13 protein-coding genes are annotated in these 16,618 nt (G+C 73.6%); 4 read left to right on the top strand and 9 right to left on the bottom strand.

Annotated elements, in window-relative coordinates; all coding sequences use genetic code 11:
- Nucleotides 1-168 precede the first annotated feature (168 nt).
- From ABT014_RS17335 to ABT014_RS17320, 4 genes are all read left to right on the top strand, one after another.
- Nucleotides 169-1,560: a Cys-Gln thioester bond-forming surface protein gene (locus tag ABT014_RS17335; RefSeq protein ID WP_350639609.1), complete on the top strand. Its 1,392-nt coding sequence runs from the start codon at nt 169-171 to the stop codon at nt 1,558-1,560.
- Between the two features lie 195 nt (nt 1,561-1,755).
- Entirely contained in the window at nt 1,756-3,420 is a 1,665-nt protein-coding gene (gene ettA / locus ABT014_RS17330; RefSeq protein ID WP_350639608.1) for an energy-dependent translational throttle protein EttA, read from the top strand.
- Nucleotides 3,421-3,598: 178 nt separating this feature from the next.
- On the top strand, nt 3,599-4,048 hold the full coding sequence (locus tag ABT014_RS17325) for an acyl-CoA thioesterase (RefSeq protein ID WP_350639607.1): 450 nt from the start codon (nt 3,599-3,601) through the stop codon (nt 4,046-4,048).
- Between the two features lie 106 nt (nt 4,049-4,154).
- Entirely contained in the window at nt 4,155-4,856 is a 702-nt protein-coding gene (locus ABT014_RS17320) for a DUF8010 domain-containing protein (RefSeq protein WP_350639606.1), read from the top strand.
- A gap of 21 nt (nt 4,857-4,877) precedes the next feature.
- Here the strand turns inward: ABT014_RS17320 and ABT014_RS17315 are convergent, their stop codons facing one another.
- From ABT014_RS17315 to ABT014_RS17275, 9 genes are all read right to left on the bottom strand, one after another.
- A complete protein-coding gene (locus tag ABT014_RS17315; protein WP_350639605.1) occupies nt 4,878-5,282 on the bottom strand; it encodes a globin in 405 nt (134 codons plus the stop codon).
- A gap of 120 nt (nt 5,283-5,402) precedes the next feature.
- Nucleotides 5,403-6,536: an ABC transporter permease gene (locus ABT014_RS17310; protein WP_350639604.1), complete on the bottom strand. Its 1,134-nt coding sequence runs from the start codon at nt 6,534-6,536 to the stop codon at nt 5,403-5,405.
- A complete protein-coding gene (locus ABT014_RS17305) occupies nt 6,533-7,384 on the bottom strand; it encodes an ABC transporter ATP-binding protein (protein WP_350639603.1) in 852 nt (283 codons plus the stop codon). The genes ABT014_RS17310 and ABT014_RS17305 overlap by 4 nt, the downstream gene beginning before the upstream one ends.
- A gap of 274 nt (nt 7,385-7,658) precedes the next feature.
- Nucleotides 7,659-8,996 (bottom strand): FHA domain-containing protein, encoded by a 1,338-nt coding sequence (locus tag ABT014_RS17300; RefSeq protein ID WP_350639602.1) that lies wholly within the window; start codon nt 8,994-8,996, stop codon nt 7,659-7,661.
- Between the two features lie 64 nt (nt 8,997-9,060).
- On the bottom strand, nt 9,061-10,395 hold the full coding sequence (locus ABT014_RS17295; protein WP_350639601.1) for a vWA domain-containing protein: 1,335 nt from the start codon (nt 10,393-10,395) through the stop codon (nt 9,061-9,063).
- 38 nt (nt 10,396-10,433) lie between these two features.
- Nucleotides 10,434-11,705, bottom strand: coding sequence for a PP2C family protein-serine/threonine phosphatase (locus ABT014_RS17290; RefSeq protein ID WP_502894999.1), 1,272 nt, complete (start codon nt 11,703-11,705; stop codon nt 10,434-10,436).
- 4 nt (nt 11,706-11,709) lie between these two features.
- Complete coding sequence (locus ABT014_RS17285; RefSeq protein WP_350639600.1) at nt 11,710-14,142, bottom strand: serine/threonine-protein kinase; 2,433 nt, start codon at nt 14,140-14,142, stop codon at nt 11,710-11,712.
- Between the two features lie 25 nt (nt 14,143-14,167).
- Nucleotides 14,168-15,487, bottom strand: a complete 1,320-nt coding sequence (locus ABT014_RS17280) for a hypothetical protein (protein WP_350639646.1) — start codon at nt 15,485-15,487, stop codon at nt 14,168-14,170.
- 192 nt (nt 15,488-15,679) lie between these two features.
- Nucleotides 15,680-16,615 carry a glutamate ABC transporter substrate-binding protein gene (locus ABT014_RS17275; protein WP_350639599.1) on the bottom strand — a complete coding sequence of 312 codons (936 nt, stop codon included), beginning with the start codon at nt 16,613-16,615 and terminating at the stop codon, nt 15,680-15,682.
- Nucleotides 16,616-16,618 lie beyond the last annotated feature (3 nt).

Genomic DNA, 16,618 nt, shown 5'->3' with positions numbered 1-16,618 from the left:
TTTGAACGTCGCGGCAGGTCAATAGGATGCGTCTGGTCCACACAGGTGCAGTGGCGTCACAGGGGGCGCCGCTTTGCAAGGGCGGCCGGCCACGAGCGCGGTCAAGCCCGAAGGGATCAACACATGTTCCACAAGCAGGGGCGGGCTCTCTCCCGGATAGCCACTGTCATGCTCGCATCGAGCCTGGCGGTCGCTGGTGGGGCCTTCGCGGCAGGCGCGGCTCCGGCCGCCGAGGGGGATTCGGGTTCGGGGGTCACCGCGGTGATCCAGCCGACCATGCTGAGCGGACCGGTGCAGGTGGACGCCACCCACAAGATCGACGGTGGCCTCTTCACCCTGCTCACCTCCGACGGCAAGAAGATCCAGACCTACTGCATCGACGTCGACCACGGCGTCGACATCAAGGGCGAGATCAAGTACCAGGAGTCGGACTGGTCCTCCAGCTCGCTGGGCGCTCCCGGCAAGGCCGAGGCCGCCGGCAAGATCCGCTGGATCCTGGAGCACTCGTACCCGAAGCTCGACCTCGAGACGGTCAAGAAGGCCGCCGGGGTCACCGGTGACTTCACCAAGGAGGACGCGGCCGCCGGTACCCAGGCCGCGATCTGGCGCTTCTCGGACAACAAGACCACGGCCACCCCGCTGGACGCGGAGGCCAAGCAGCTCACCGAGTACCTCGCGGGTTCCGCGAACACGGGCATGCCCGAGCCCAAGCCCTCGCTCGACCTCGACCCGGCCACCGTCAACGGCAAGTCGGGCACCAAGCTCGGCCCGTTCACCCTGAACAGCAGCGCCGAGTCGGTCAAGCTGTCGGTCTCCGACGACGCCTCCGGCGGCAAGGTCAAGCTGCTCGACAAGGACGGCAAGGCCGTCTCGACCCTCACCGGTCCGATCGCCAAGGATACCCAGCTCTTCCTGGACGTCCCGTCGGGCACCGCGGCCGGCTCGGCCAAGGTCAACGCCACCGCGACCACCGTCGTGCAGACCGGCCGCGTCTTCCTCAGCGTCGGCTACACCCCCGAGAAGCACAGCCAGAGCATGATCCTGGCCGGCTCCGAGGAGGTCACGGTCAACAAGACCGCCGCCGCCACCTGGACCCAGGCGAAGGGCCCGCAGCTGTCGGCCTCCGCCAAGATCGACTGCACCAAGAACGGTGTCCAGGTCACCGTCACCAACGGCGGTGACGAGGCGGCCGACGTGACCGTCGCGCCCGGCAAGACCGTCAACGTCGCCCCCGGCAAGACCGAGACCGTGCTCGTCCCGGTCGCCGAGGACGCCGCGTACAAGATCAAGGTGACCGGCCCGAACTTCACCAAGGAGTTCTCCGGCGTCCTGGACTGCAAGGTGTCCAGCACCACCGGTGGCACCGGCGGCTCGACCCCGAGCGCCTCGCCGTCCACCCCGGCCACCGGCACCACCACGGGCGGCGGCAACCTGGCCTCCACCGGCGGCGGTAGCGGCACCGGCATCATCGCCGGCGTTGCCGGCGCCCTGGTCGTCGCCGGTGCGGGTGCGGTCTTCGCCCTGCGCCGTCGTGGCCGCCACGGTCGCAACGCGGCCTGACGCGGTACGGCCCGGGAGACCGGGCCTGACCTCCGGGTCTGAGTGCTGAGACGGTCCCGTCCCCCGCGATCCGCGGAGGGCGGGACCGTCCGCGTCGGGGCCCCGGTCAGGACGGCCGTTAGGGCGGTGCCGCCCGGTGCGGCACAATGGAAGGCTGCAAGCCGATTACTCACGACGACGCCGGAGCGATCTCACGTGGCGGAATTCATCTACACCATGCGCAAGGTGCGCAAGGCACACGGCGACAAGGTCATCCTTGACGACGTGACTCTCAACTTCCTCCCCGGAGCGAAGATCGGCGTCGTCGGCCCGAACGGCGCGGGTAAGTCCACCGTGCTGCGGATGATGGCCGGCCTCGACCAGCCGTCGAACGGCGAGGCGTACATCTCGCCCGGCTACAGCGTCGGGATGCTCCTCCAGGAGCCCCCGCTCGACGAGTCCAAGACGGTCCTGGAGAACGTCCAGGACGGCGTCAAGGAGGTCAAGGGCAAGCTCGACCGGTTCAACGAGATCGCCGAGCTGATGGCGACCGACTACTCGGACGCGCTGCTCGAGGAGATGGGCCGGCTCCAGGAGGACCTGGACCACGCCAACGCCTGGGACCTCGACGCCCAGCTGGAGCAGGCCATGGACGCCCTGGGCTGCCCGCCCGGCGACTGGCCCGTCACCAAGCTCTCCGGTGGTGAGCGCCGCCGCGTGGCGCTCTGCAAGCTCCTGCTGGAGGCCCCCGACCTGCTGCTGCTCGACGAGCCCACCAACCACCTGGACGCCGAGTCGGTGAACTGGCTGGAGCAGCACCTGGAGAAGTACGCGGGCACCGTCGTCGCGGTCACCCACGACCGGTACTTCCTCGACAACGTCGCCGAGTGGATCCTCGAGCTCGACCGCGGCCGCGCTTACCCGTACGAGGGCAACTACTCCACCTACCTCGAGGCCAAGCAGTCGCGCCTCAAGGTCGAGGGCCAGAAGGACGCCAAGCGCGCCAAGCGGCTCAAGGAGGAGCTGGAGTGGGTGCGCTCCAACGCCAAGGGCCGTCAGGCCAAGTCCAAGGCCCGCCTCGCGCGGTACGAGGAGATGGCGGCCGAGGCCGACAAGATGCGGAAGCTGGACTTCGAGGAGATCCAGATCCCGCCGGGCCCGCGTCTGGGCAGCGTCGTGGTCGAGGTGAACAACCTCTCCAAGGCTTTCGGTGAGAAGGTCCTGATCGACGACCTCAGCTTCACCCTGCCGCGCAACGGCATCGTCGGCGTGATCGGCCCGAACGGCGCCGGCAAGACCACGCTGTTCAAGATGCTGCTCGGCGAGGAGCAGCCGGACGGCGGCACCGTCAAGGTCGGCGAGACCGTCAAGGTCAGCTACGTCGACCAGGGCCGGGCCAACATCGACCCGAAGAAGACCCTGTGGGCCGTCGTCTCCGACGAGCTCGACTGGATCAACGTCGGCCAGGTCGAGATGCCCTCCCGCGCCTACGTCTCGGCCTTCGGTTTCAAGGGCCCGGACCAGCAGAAGCCGGCCGGGGTGCTCTCCGGTGGTGAGCGCAACCGCCTCAACCTGGCGCTCACCCTCAAGCAGGGCGGCAACCTGCTGCTCCTCGACGAGCCCACCAACGACCTCGACGTCGAGACGCTCTCCTCGCTGGAGAACGCCCTGCTCGAGTTCCCGGGCTGCGCCGTGGTCATCTCCCACGACCGCTGGTTCCTGGACCGGGTGGCCACCCACATCCTCGCGTACGAGGGTGAGAGCAAGTGGTTCTGGTTCGAGGGCAACTTCGATTCCTACGAGAAGAACAAGATCGAGCGGCTGGGCGCCGACGCCGCCCGCCCGCACCGGGCCACCTACAAGAAGCTGACCCGAGGCTGAGTCGAGCGCATACCGAGCCGTCCGCAACCGGACGGCCGGCGGCAACGCCGATGCAACAACGGCCCGGCAGGCTGCCCCTGGGGGTGGTCTGCCGGGCCGCCGCCCTGAGGGCCGTCCGACGGCCCGCGCGGTTGGCGGACGGGGCCGCGAACGGCCCTTCGAACGGAGGAGATTCCACGTGGCACGCCACATCTACGCCTGCCCCATGAGGTGGTCCGACATGGACGCCTTCGGCCACGTCAACAACGTGACCTTCCTGCGCTACCTGGAGGAGGCGCGGATCGACTTCATGTTCCACCGCGCCGCCGAGGCCGGTGCGGGCGAGTTCGCGGGCGGCTCGGTGGTGGCCCGGCACGAGATCGACTACAAGCGTCCGCTCACCCACCGGCCCGAGCCGGTCACGGTGGAGACCTGGGTGACCCAGATCGGCGGCGCCTCGCTGACGGTCGCCTACGAGATCAAGGACGTGGCCGAGGACGGTACCGAGACCGTGTACGTGCGGGCCTCGACCGTCGTCGTCCCGTACAACCTGGCGGAGGGCCGGCCGCGCCGGATCAGCGCCGTGGAGCGCGAGTTCCTCAGCCGCTACACCGACGACGTCCGGGAGCCCCAGGGCGCCGCGGCCTGAGCCGGCCGGGCCCCGAGGGGCACCTCCACCCGCGGGCCACGGCCCCGGAGCCGGCCGGGCCGCGGGCCCGGACCATCGCCGACCGCACCGAATGAGCTGAACACCGTTGACCACCACCACCCGCCTCCGTCTCGCCGACACCGGGGAGGCCGCCGACCTCGGCGCCTTCCTGGCCAGGCTGCTGCGCTTCGACCGTGCGGCGGCGGTGCGACTCCAAGCCGTCCCCGGTACGGGTGCGGCGGGCCCGGGTGGCGTGCTCGCCGTGTTCGGCCGGCTGCCGCTGGGCGGCTCCGGGGCACTGGCGATCCGTACGGCGCGGCTGGCCGGGCTGGACGGCCCGCTGGACACCACGGTCTCGGCCGGGCAGCTGCTGGAGTCGGTGGACCAGGAGGCGGGCGCGTTCGACGTGCCGGCCCCGGTGACCGGCCCGGCCTGGGCCGGCCTGCTCCCGCCGCGCACCGGCTGGCAGCCGGTCGGGGCGCCGTCCGCCTACCAGGTGTACCCCGAACTGATGGCCGCCGTCGGGGAGTTCAAGGAGCGCAGCGAGCGGATCCCGGAGCACCACCGGACCCGTGCGGCGCTGGACGCGCTGGCCGACGAGATCTGGTCGCGCCCGCTGCCGGCCGCCCCCGAGGTGCCGTTGCGGGCGGTCCACGCGGCGTACGTGATCGGTTTCCTGAAGCCGGCCGTGCCGCTCACCGTGCACCGGGCCGGCAGCTGGCTACGGCTCAGCGCCCCCGCCGGATCGGTGGCGGTACGCCGCACCCCGGCCCCCGGCGCCGGCCTCGGCCTCAGCCCACTGGCCTGAGCCCGGCCCCGGGAGCCTCGGTCAGCCCGCGGTGTTGATCATCGAGGCGGCGGCGTAGGTGAGGTAGTCCCACAGCTGGTGCTCCGCCTCCACGGGCAGGCCCAGCGAGTCCAGTGCCGCCCGCATGTGCTTCAGCCAGGCGTCGTGCGCGGCCCGGTCGACGGCGAACGGGGCGTGCCGCATCCGCAGCCGCGGGTGCCCGCGCTGCTCGCTGTACGTGCGCGGACCGCCCCAGTACTGCATCAGGAACAGCGCGAAGCGCTCCTCGGCCGGGCCGAGGTCCTCCTCCGGGTACATCGGCCGCAGCAGCTCGTCCTGGGCGACGCCCTGGTAGAAGCGGTGGACCAGCAGCCGGAAGGTGGCCTCGCCGCCCACGGCCTGGTAGAAGGTCTCCTCGCTGAGCGTCTCGCGCCGGATCTCGTTCACCCGACCATGCTCCCAGACGGCCCCGGGGGCCGTACACCGGGACTTTCGGTGTACGACCCCCGGGGATCGTGGCTCCGGGCCGATCGGCGCAGGTCGGGCGCCGATCGGCCACGGTGGACGCTACGCGTCGTCCCAGTTGAAGAAGCGCCAGGCGATCGCGCACATCACCGCGGTGAAGGCGAGCAGCCCGCCCATCGCCGGCAGGATGTCCAGCACCCCGCCGCCCCGGCTGAGCACCGACTGCGCGGAGGTGACCAGGTAGCGCAGCGGCAGGAAGCGCGAGACCGTCTGCAGCCAGGTGGGCGCGCCGTCCAGCGGGAAGAAGGCGCCGCCGAGGAAGGACATCGGCAGGATGATCATCTGGTTGATGCCGTTGGCCGCCTCCTCGCTCTTCGCGGCGGCGCCGGTGACCAGGCCGATCGACATGAAGGCGACGGTCGCGCAGAGCACCAGCGGCACCACCAGCCACCAGTCCCCGGTCAGCTTGAGACCGAAGAACGGCATGGTGGCCACCGTCAGGAAGATCGCGGTCTGCGCGAGCGCCACCACCAGGCTCACCGCCACCCGCGCCCCGACCACGACGCCGGGCGAGACCGGGGCCAGTCGCAGCCGCCGCAGCACCCGCTTCTTGCGCCAGCTGACCAGCGTGAACGAGGCGCCGTAGACCGCGCCGGTGGCGATCGCCCAGCCGAGCAGGCCGGGGGTGAGGTACTGGATCGGCTTCAGCGACTCGTCCTCGACCTGGGAGGACACCATGGAGAACGCCGGTGCCTTCCCGGAGGCCGCCTGGTTGGCGCCCTGCACCACCGAGTTGACGATGCTCTGGACACCGCCCGCCTTCACCTGGTCGGTGGCGCTGTAGCGCAGGTTGACCGTGCCGTCCGGGCCCTCGCTGATCACCCCGTCCAGGTCGCCCTTGCGCAGCTTCTCCAGCGCCGCGCCCTCGTCGTCGAACTTGGTGATGGTGAGGACCTTCTCCAGCTGCGCCCGGCCCTCGCCCTGGACGTCGTCCAGCACCCGCACCTGGCCGATCTCGGCCACCTTCACGTGCGCGGTGCCGGCGCTCTTGAACAGCGCGCCGAAGAGCAGCAGGAATATCAGCGGCATCAGCAGCACGAAGAACAGCGCGCCGCGGTCGCGGACGAAGCCGAGCAGCATCACCCGGGTCAGCCCGGTGAAGGCGCTGACCCGCTCGGTGCCGGCCGGCTCGGTGGCGGGGTCCTGCCGCCGTACGGGGGTGGAAGTGGTGCTCATGCCCGGTACTCCCGTCCGGTCAGCTGCAGGAAGACGTCCTCCAGGGTGGCGCCGCGCACCTCGAGGCCGCGCAGCGCGTTCTGCTCGGCCAGCACGGAGAGCACCGGCGCGGGCAGCCGGGTGGAGAGCGAGAGGGTCGCCCCGTCGTCCTCCAGCCCGGTGATCTGCGCCCCGGCGGCGGTGAACAGCTCCTGCGCCCGGCCGGTCGCCAGTTGCCCGGACTCCACGCTCACCCGGACGGTGTCGTCGATCTCCCGGACCAGCGCGGCGGGCGTCCCGGTCTTCAGCACCTTGCCGTGGTCCATCACCGAGACCCGGTCGCAGAGCACCTCGGCCTCGTCCAGGTAGTGGGTGGTGAGGACGACCGTGCGGCCCTCGGCGTTGATGTCCCGCAGCAGGTCCCAGAGGTTGCGGCGGGCCTGCGGGTCGAGGCCGGTGGTGGGCTCGTCCAGGAAGAGCAGCTCCGGGTCGTGCACGATCGCGCAGGCGATCGAGAGCCGCTGCGCCTGGCCGCCGGACATCTTCTCGGTCTGCACCCCGGCCGACTCGGTCAGGCCGACCCGCTCCAGCATCGCGTCGGCCCGCTTGGGGCCGACGCCGTAGAACGAGGCGAAGGTGCGGATGGTTTCACGGGCCGTCAGCTTCACGAAGAAGGCCGAGGCCTGGAACTGCACGCCGATCCTCGGCAGCAGTGCGGAGTTGCGCGGCCAGGGGCTGAGCCCCAGCAGCTCGACGCGGCCCTCGTCGAGCTCGCGGATCCCTTCCAGGATCTCCAGCGTGGTGGTCTTGCCGGCCCCGTTCGGGCCGAGAATCCCGTAGAACTCGCCAGACTCGACGGAGAGTGACACTCCGTCGACAGCCTGGACATCCCCGTACCGCTTCCGGATCCCGTCAGCGGATATTGCTTCAGTCATGGTCACGACCCTAGGGGTCCGTGTGTGCGCGGTGAAAGGCGCTTGCGCAAAGCATGAGCAAAGCTGTCCGGCCCGGCGGGAGCGGACTCCCGCCGGGCCGGTGCGGCGGCCCGGCGGCCTGGCGCGGCGACCCGGTCCGGCCGCCCGCTGACCGGCCGCCCGCTGACCGGCCGCCCGCTGACCGGCCGCCCGGTGACCGGGCGCCCGCTCAGCTGCTGCGGTGCAGGGTGATGGTGGTCCAGGCGCCGACGTGCACCCGGTCGCCGTCGTTGAGCGGGATCGCGGTGTGCGGCGGCACCGGGTCGGGGCTGCCGTTCACCGTCGTGCCGTTGGTGGAGTCCTGGTCGACCAGCACCCAGCTGCCGTCCGCCTGCTCGGCGAGCAGGGCGTGCTGGTGCGAGGCGCCCGGGTCCTCCGGGGCCACCGACAGGTCGATCTCCGGCACGGTGCCGCGGTTCTGGCTGCGCCGGCCGATCCGCAGCTGGCCGCGGCCGGTGAGCGGGATCCGGCGCTCCGGGCTGTACGGCGGGAAGAACAGCCCCGCCGCCTCCGGGCCGCTGCGGGTCATCATCTCGGTGAAGTAGTCGCGGTCGGCGCTGACCACCGCGATCCACTGGCTGCGCACCGGCGGCGCGGCCGGCCCGGGCGGCGGCCCCTGCTGCGCGTGCTGACCGTGCTGGCCGTGCTGCGCGTGCTGGCCCTGCTGGGAGGCCACGCCGGGCGGCGCGAGCCGGAACGAGGTGCCCAGCTCGTCACCCGGACCGCCCTGCCCGGCGCCGCCCTGGCGCGGGGCACCCTGCCCCGGCTGGGCGTACACCGGACCGCTGCGCTCGTAGCCGTCCTGGTCCGGGAACGGCGAGGACGGCGCCGGCGGGGTCGGCTCGTACGGCTGGCGGTACTGCTGCTCGTACGGCGACCGGGTCTCGTACGGGGACTGCGACGCCGGCGCCTCGTACGGGGACTGCGCCTCGTACGGCGCCTGCGGCCCCTGGGCCGCCTGCGAGGAGTGCGGCGCCGGCGGGTCGTACGGCGACCGGGGCTCGTACGGTGACTGCGGCTCGTAGGGCGACTGGGACTCGTACGGCTGCTGCCCGAAGCCCTGCGGCGGCGGGTAGCCGTAGTCCGGCCGGCCACCGTCCGTCCCGCCCGGGCCCGGCGGGGGCGGCGGCGGTCCGGCGGGCGCCTGCGGGGCGGCCGGGGCGGGCGGGCGACCTGTGGCGGGCAGCTGGTAGTCGTAGCCGCACTCCTCGCAGTACCGCCCGGTCTGCGGGGTGCGGCAGATCGGGCAGGTCACCAGGTCGGTGGTGAAGTCCGGGCCGGCGGGGGAGGGCGAGACGACGGTGGGGGAGCCGTACGACCGGCCGGGCGGCGGTCCGGGCGGACCGGGGGGCGCGGGCGGACCCGGAGGGGCGGGCGGAGCCCCGAACGGGCCGGCCGAGGCCGGGCTCCCCGGGACGGCCAGGCCGGGCGGCGGAGTCATCGGGAAGCCGCAGAAGTCGCACCAGTCCTCGGCCTGCGACTCATGGCCCCTAGGGCAGATCGGCATCAGTTCCCCCACATGTCCAGCTGCTCGGCCCCGGGCGGTGGCCGGTCAGGTCTCGGTCGGTCGATTATTTCTTCACCCGGACGGTCTTCGTCGACCGGGTCTCGAGTGTCATCGAATCGGCCTCGCTCACATCCTTGCGGAAACGAACGGTACCTTCCTTCGCGTCGACCACGTCGACGACCTTCTGGAGCAGCTTGAGCGTGCCCTCGTTCCCGGTCCGGTGGGCGAGCCGGACGGCCGCGCCGAGCTTGGCGGTGGCCCGGTCGACGTCGCCGGCCCGGTGGGCGGCCAGGCCCTCCTGGATCGAGTCGGCCAGCTCGGCCTGCCCGGTGTAGTGCGCGACCTGGGAGTTGATCCGGGTGGAGGAGGCCAGGTCGTCCGTCCAGACCGCCTTGACCAGGCCCTGCGAGAGCACCTCGGGGGTGGCCTCGCCCGGCTGCGGCAGGATCAGGCTGATCCGGGCGGCGAGCATCTCGTTGCCGACGGCGGCGGCGGGCACCTCGACGCAGACGTGGTAGTCGCGGCTCTCGTCGCCCCAGGAGCCGGTCGGGTAGTCGCCGGCCCGAGGGCCGGCCTCGGTGCGCCGCCCGGTCAGGTCCTCGACGTTGGGCGCGACCTGCTTGACGTAGCTGACCCGGGCGTTGGCCGGGGTCCAGACCCGCAGTGCGACGTCGGCCACCTGCTTGCCCATGGTGGTGGCCATCATCGCGCGGAAGTCCTCGGCCAGGCCGTTCGGCTCGGCGACGATGTCGACCGTGCCGAGCAGCGCGGAGGAGATCTTCCGCAGCTCGGCGACCTCCCAGTCGGTGCCGACGCCGCGGCAGTCGGCGGTGAAGTAGCCGCTCGCCCGGTCCAGGGCGCGCTGCAGGTCGGCCGGCTTCTCGTGCTCGTTGCGGCCGTCGGTGAGCAGGATGGCGTGCCGGATGGCGAGGTCCGACCGGGTGTCGAAGAGCGCCTGGGCCTTGGTGAGCCAGGTGCCGATCGCGGTGCCGCCGGCCGGGGTGAGCTTGCGCAGGGCCTGCTTGGCCGCCTGCCGGGTGGCGTCGCCGGCCACCGCGAGGCCGCCGTCGGCCGGGTAGACCTCGGTGGCCTCGTGGGTGCCCGCGACCACGGCGAAGGCGACCCCGTCGCGCAGGGTGTCGATGGCGGCGGCGGTGGCCTCCCGGGCGTTCTTCGCCTTGGCGGCCGGGTACTGCATCGAGCCGGAGCAGTCGACCATGATCACCACGCCGGCGGCCGGACCGTCGCCCGGGGACAGCGGGCGCCCGCCGGAGGTGCCGCCGCCGGTGGCGGTGACGGTGACGATGGCGTTGACCTCCCGGGCGCCCTCGGCGAGGTACTCGTTCTGGAAGATCTCGACGTCGAATCGGGGTGCGGTGGGCCGGGACAGACTTGCCATGGCTGAGAGCTCCTGTCGAGCGGTCAGATGAGTGGTCGTCAGTCGGTGCTGGGTGCGTACGCGGGCATCGGCGGCGCCGCGGCGGGCGCGGGCACCGGAGCCGCGGCCGGAGCGGGGACGGCCGCGGGGACGGCCGCCGGAGCGGCTGCCGGTGCGGCTGCGGGCGCCGGGATCCGCGGCAGGTCGTGCAGGGTGTCGTCGTGCCGCGGTTGCTGCACCGGCAGGTCGAGCAGGGTCGCCTCGTGCTCCTCGGACTCCCCGGCCCGCTGGGGCCGCGGGGTGATCGGCAGCACCGCGACGGTGATGTTGTCGTGCCCGCCGGCCGCCACCGCGAAGCTCACCAGCGCCTGCGCGGTCGCGAGCGGTTCGGTCCGGGCGTCGCGGCGCACGAAGGTGGCCAGGTCGGTGGCGGCCTCGGCGTAGTTCCACAGGCCGTCGGTGCAGATCAGCACCACCCCGGGGACGTGCGGGGTGAAGCTGACGGTGTGCGGGTCGAGGTCCTCGGCGTCGGCGCCGAGCCAGCCGGTGATGGCGTGCGCGCGCGGGTCGGCGTACGCCTCGGACTCGGCCATCAGCCCGGCCGAGACCATCCGGGCGGCCCAGGAGTCGTCCTCGGTCAGCCGGTACGGCTCGGCGGCCTCCCGGTCGTCCGGAATCCAGTACGCCCGGGTGTCGCCGACCCAGCCGATGGTGACCAGGCCGGCCGCCGAGACGGCGCTGACGTAGGTGCAGGCGGGGGCGTTCAGGTGGCCGCCGGGGCGTTCCGGCGGGGTGCCGTCGTACGCCAGGTCGGTCACCGCGCGGGCCGCGACGGCGATCGCGCCGCGCATCGCCGCGGTCGGGTCGGTGCCATGCTCCAGGGCGGTCAGCAGGGACTCGGAGGCGGCGTCCACGGCGGTGGCGGAGGCCTCGTCCGGCCGTGCGGAGGAGGAGACCCCGTCGCAGACCACGGCGATCACGGCCGGCGAGCCGTCGGGGAGCGCGGTGCCGGCGACCGTGAAGGCGTCCTCGTTGCGGTGGTGGCGCAGCCCGCGGTCGGAGACCCCGGCGACGCCGGCCAGCGCGCGTTCCTGGTGGTCGCGCGGGCGCGGCTGCGCCTGGCCGCAGGCCTCGCAGTACCCGTCGGCGGCGAGGTCGGGCGCGCCGCAGCGCACGCACGTCCCGCCGCCACCGGCAGCGCCGCTGCCGGTGGCGGCCGGCCCGTCCACCACGGTCGGCGGCCCGTTCAGGTTCGCGCCGCAGGCCCCGCAGAACAGGTCCTGAGGGTCCATCGGTTCGGCACAGCTGGGGCACCTGGTCTGCTGCGGCATTGCGTCACACCCACGTCCGGGGGCGGGCCCGGTTCGCCCGCTCCACCATCTCGATCCTTGTTTCGGCCCGGTCGGTCAACCGGGCCAACACCCGGTAGGAGTGTTCCAGAGCGAACCGCAGTTCCCGTTCGGTGGGTGCATGTCCGAGCACCTTCCGGTCGGCGTCGGGGCCGGCCGCGCCGGCCTTGCCGGCCAGCACCCAGCCGAGCGCGGTGTCCAGCACCTCCACCGCCAGCTCCTCGCGGCGGCGGGCGTCCAGGCCGAGCGCGCCCAGCTGCTCGGAGCAGCGGTGCAGCTCGGGCCCCAGCGCCTCGGCGGCCGAGCGGCCGCGGATCCGGGCCCGGACGGTGCCGACCCGGGCCGAGGTGAAGTGCGCGGACGCCTCCGGCACCGCCTCCAGGGCCTGGACGGCGCCGGCCCGGTCGCCCGCCGCCAGCCGTACCCTGGCCAGGCCGAACGCGGCGCTGACGTAGCTGCGGTCGGTGCTGCCGACCAGCCGGTAGAACTCGGTGGCGTCCTCGGCGTTGCCCAGCAGCTCGGCGCAGAGGGCGAGGGCCAGCTTGGGCGCGATCTCGCCGGGGAAGGCGTCGTAGAGCGCGTCGAAGGACTCGGCGGCGGCCTCGGACCGGCCGGCGGCCAGCGCGGTCAGTCCGCGGTACCAGACCACCCGCCAGTCGTCCGGGTGCTCCTCGGCCAGTTCGGTCAGGGTCTGCTCGGCGGCGGACGGTTCGCCCAGCTCCAGGTGGGCCCGCAGCGCCCGCAGCCGCAGCTCGACCGAGGGGGCGGGGGCGGCCTCCAGGGTGGCGAGCACCTCGGCGGGGCCGCCGGCGGTGAGGGCGGCGAGGAAGCCGGCGTTGGGGTCGCCGGGGTCGACCCGGGGGAGCGGCAGCGCCAGGGCGGCGGCCGCCGGGTCGAGCGGCTGCTCGGTCAGCTCGCTGTCCACCAGGCGCAGTTCGGGACCGAACAGGGTGGAGGCGGCCGGGCGGGGGCGGCCGTCGCCGAGGCTGAGGACCTCGCGCAGCACGCCGGTCAGCTGGTCGGCCATCTCGGCGGCGGAGGCGAACCGGCGGGCCGGGTCGGGGTCGGTGGCGCGGACCAGGAAGCGGTAGTAGGACTCGTACCGCGCGAGGACCGGCACCTCCTCGGGGCCGGGCAGTTCGTGCTGGTGGGTGGTGGCGTAGCCGGGGAAGTCGAAGGTGAGCACGGCCAGTGTGCGGGCGACCGTGTAGAGGTCGGAGGACGGGGTCGGGCCGTCGGTGCCGATCTCCGGCGCCTGGTAGCCGACGGTGCCGTAGATCGGGCCGTCGTCGTCGAGGCGGCGGACCGCGCCCATGTCGATGATCTTGAGCGAGTCCTCGCTCTGGATCACGTTGTCGACCTTGAAGTCGCAGTACACCAGGCCGCGGCTGTGCAGGTGGCCGAGCGCGGGCAGCGCCTCCAGCGCGTACGCGATCGCCTGCTCGACCGGCAGCGGGTCGCGCCGGCCGTCCGGGGTGCGGCGCTCGTTGGCGATGTCCTTGAGCGACTTGCCGCCGACGTACTCCATCACGATGTAGCCGTCGGTGGAGCCGGTGCGGGCGTCCGGGTGCTCGGCGAAGTTGATGATGCGGACGATGTTGGGGTGGTCCACCTCGGCCAGGAAGCGCCGCTCGGCCACCGCGACCGCCAGCGCGTCCTCGTCGCCGGTGTCCAGCAGGCCCTTGAGGACGATCCACTTGTCGTTGACCCGGCGGTCGATCGCCAGGTAGATCCAGCCGAGCCCGCCGTGCGCCAGGCAGCCGACCACCTCGTACTGGCCGCCGACCAGGTCGCCGCGCTCCAGCTTGGGGGTGAAGGAGTAGGCGGTGCCGCACTTGGTGCAGAAGCCGTCCGGGCGGCCGGGCCGGCCGTCCTTCTCCCGGCCGACCGGGCTCTCGCACCTGCTGCAGTACCGCTTGCGCTCGGGCACCTCGGCCTTGGCCAGCACGGCCGAGGCCGGGTCCGGCGCGGGTACCGGGGGGACGACCACCAGGCCGGCGCCGAGGTTGCCGCGCCGGGCGGTGCCGGTGGAGCCGGTGCCGGTGCGCACCGAGACCGCGGAGCCGCGGCCGGTGCGGCCGGAGGTGCGGTGCGAGCGGGAGCGGCCGGACATCGTGCGCACCGAGCCGGAGCGGCTCGAACCGGCGCGCGCGGCCGGCACCTTGGGCGCGGCCGCCACCGCCACGGCCGCCAGGCCGCACTCGTCGCAGTAGCCGTCGGCGTCGATCGTGCCGCCGCAGTCCCGGCCGCACGGGCTGCCGGCGCCGCTCCCCGCGGCGGCCGGTGCCGCCGTCGCGGCCGCGGGCGCCGCCGGTGCGGCCGTCCGCTGCGGGGCGAGCCCGCACTCGGTGCAGTAGCCGTCCGGGTCGATCTCACCGGTGCCGGAGCACTCGGGCCGTACACACAGCTCAGCAGCCATCAGTACCGCTCCCCCTGACCGTCTCTCATCCCTGTCCACCGGGTCGTGCGTCCTGCGGTCCGGCCGAACCGGCCCGGTCCGGCGGGCGCAGCGCCTGCTGGAACCTGGCCACCGCCTCGGCCCCCGCCCGCAGGTCGCAGGGCGCGCTCCAGAGCAGCCAGCGCGCCTTCTCGAACCGTTCCACCACTTCCGGGTCCTCGGCGAGGCCGAGCCGGGCGGCCATCGCCTTGTACGCCTCCAACCGCCCGCGCAGCTCGGCCCGGACCGCGAGCGGCTGCGCCACCTCGGTCAGCGAGTGCCGGGCCCGGCCGAGCTCCTTGGCGGCGGCGTCCTCCAGGCTGTCCAGCAGCGGCCCGAGCCGGTGCCACTGGCCGGTCTGCTGGCACTCGACGGCCTGCCGGATCCGGTCGCGCAGCGCCGTGGTCGGCCCCGGCACGGCCGGCACCTCGGTCGCGGCTATCTTCGCCAGCACCTCGCCGCGGGCCCGCCGGGCCTCGACCAGCGTGGCGTCCGCCCGCTGGAGCAGGTCGGCCACCTGCTGGAGCCGCTCGTGCGACTCGTCGCGCAGCCGCAGCAGGCCCTCCAGCTCCACCCGGATGTCGTCCAGCGCCCGCCCGGCCCGGTCGAAGCGTTCGGTGTCGACCGCGCCCCCCGGTGCGCCGAACGCGCCCTGCGCGGAGCCGCCGCCGGACTGCGCGGGCACCCGGGCCGGGCGCCAGAGCGCCAGCGGGTCGGCCCGTACGCCGTCCCGCAGTGCCGTCAGGTCGCGGGCCAGGTCCGCCAGGTCGTCGGCGAGCGGGTGGCCGCCGGGCCGCACCCCGACCGAGCCGGCCAGCATCTGCACCCGGTGCAGCTCGGCCAGCAGCAGGTCGATCCGGGCCGGCAGCGCGGACCACACCGCATCGGCGGCGCCGACCACCTCCAGCACGGTCTCGTACCAGCCGTTCATCCGCTCCATCAGCTCGGCCAGGCTGACCTGTTCGACCAGCCGGGCGGGGGCGCCCAGCCGGCCGGCCGGCTCGGGGAGCTGGCCGCCGGAGACGGTGACGGCCTTGCCGGCGAGCAGCTCGCCGAGCTCGGCCAGTTCGGCGGCGCCCGGCCGGTTGCGCCGGGCGCGCACCGCCCGGGCCGAGGCCAGCGCCTCGGAGTACCGGTCGAACAGCGCCCACAGCAGGGCGAGGCCCTGGCCGGCGACGGACCACCGCTCCGCGGTGCGCCCGCTCAGCTCGGCCCCCTCCAGCAGCCGGCGGCCCGGGTGGTCCTGGAGGGCGAGCAGGGCGGACTCGACCGCGTCGCGCTCGGCGCCCAGCCGGGCCAGCGCACGGTCCACCTCCTCCCGGCTCATCACCGGGCCGGCCGATCCTGCCACGCGGGGTCCTTCCTCTCTGCCACGACGGGCAGCGCAGTCGACGGGGTGAGCGGCTGACCGTCCTTCCGGCGGGCGCCGGCGGTGCGTCTCCCGGCGGCCAGTCTTCCGGATGCCGGCCGGCCGGTCGACGGCGGTGCGGGCGGCGGGCCCGCCGCCCGCCGGGGAGCGCTACGGCTTGTACGCGTACTGGTCGGAACTGCCCATGGAGCCGGCGAGCCAGTGGTCGTAGCTGCGCTGCCAGCCGCCGTCCGCCTTGTAGTCCAGCAGCGCCTGGTTGACCCAGGCGAGCAGGTCGGTGTCGGCCTGGTTGACCACCACGCCCATCCAGCCGGCCAACAGGGTCTCGCCGACCACCTCGATGGTCGGGTCCTGGGCGGCCTGGGCGGCGGCCAGCACGGCGTCGGTGAGCGTCGCGTCGACCTTGCCGAGCTGCATCAGCACCAGGCAGTCCAGCTGGTTCGGCACGATGGTGACCTCGGTGGCGCCGTGCCGGTTGCTCTTGAGCTCGCTGTCCGAGGAGGACGAGGCCGCGGCGCACACCCGCTTGCCCTTCAGCCCCTGGTCGACGCCGGTGGCCTTGGCGGACTTGGGCACCACCAGGCGCTGCCCGGCCGCGAAGTAGGGCTTGGAGAAGGAGACCTCCTGCAGCCGGGCGCAGGTGATGGTGGTGGTGCGGATCACCACGTCCACCTCGCCGGCCTTGACCGCGTCGATCCGGCGGGCGGTCGGCACCGCCTTGAAGGTGATCCGGTCCGGGTCGCCCAGCACCGACTTGGCGATGGCGTGCGCCAGGTCGATGTCGAAGCCCTCGATGCTGCCGGTCTGCGGATTGCGGTAGCCCCAGTGGTAGCTGTTCTGGTCGATGCCGACCACCAGCGTGCCGCGCTCCCGGATCTTCCTGATCTTCGCGCCGTTGACGTCCTTGCCCGGCGGCACGCTCTTCGTGGTGTCGCAGGTGTCGGCCGCCGGAGCGAGCTCCGCGGCGGCGGGCGCCTGCGCGCGGGCGGCGCCCTGCGGCGCGCCCACCGAGGTGCCCGCCCCGAGCACCCCGGCCGCCAGCGCGACCGCGGCCACCAGGGCCCTGGCCCGTACCGTCTGCATCATCGT

The sequence above is a fragment of the Kitasatospora sp. NPDC094015 genome (genome assembly GCF_040304075.1).
In the GTDB taxonomy this organism is placed as follows: Bacteria; Actinomycetota; Actinomycetes; order Streptomycetales; family Streptomycetaceae; genus Kitasatospora.
Note: the sequence above shows the minus strand (reverse complement) of the source record. Positions and strands in the feature narration are given on the sequence as shown.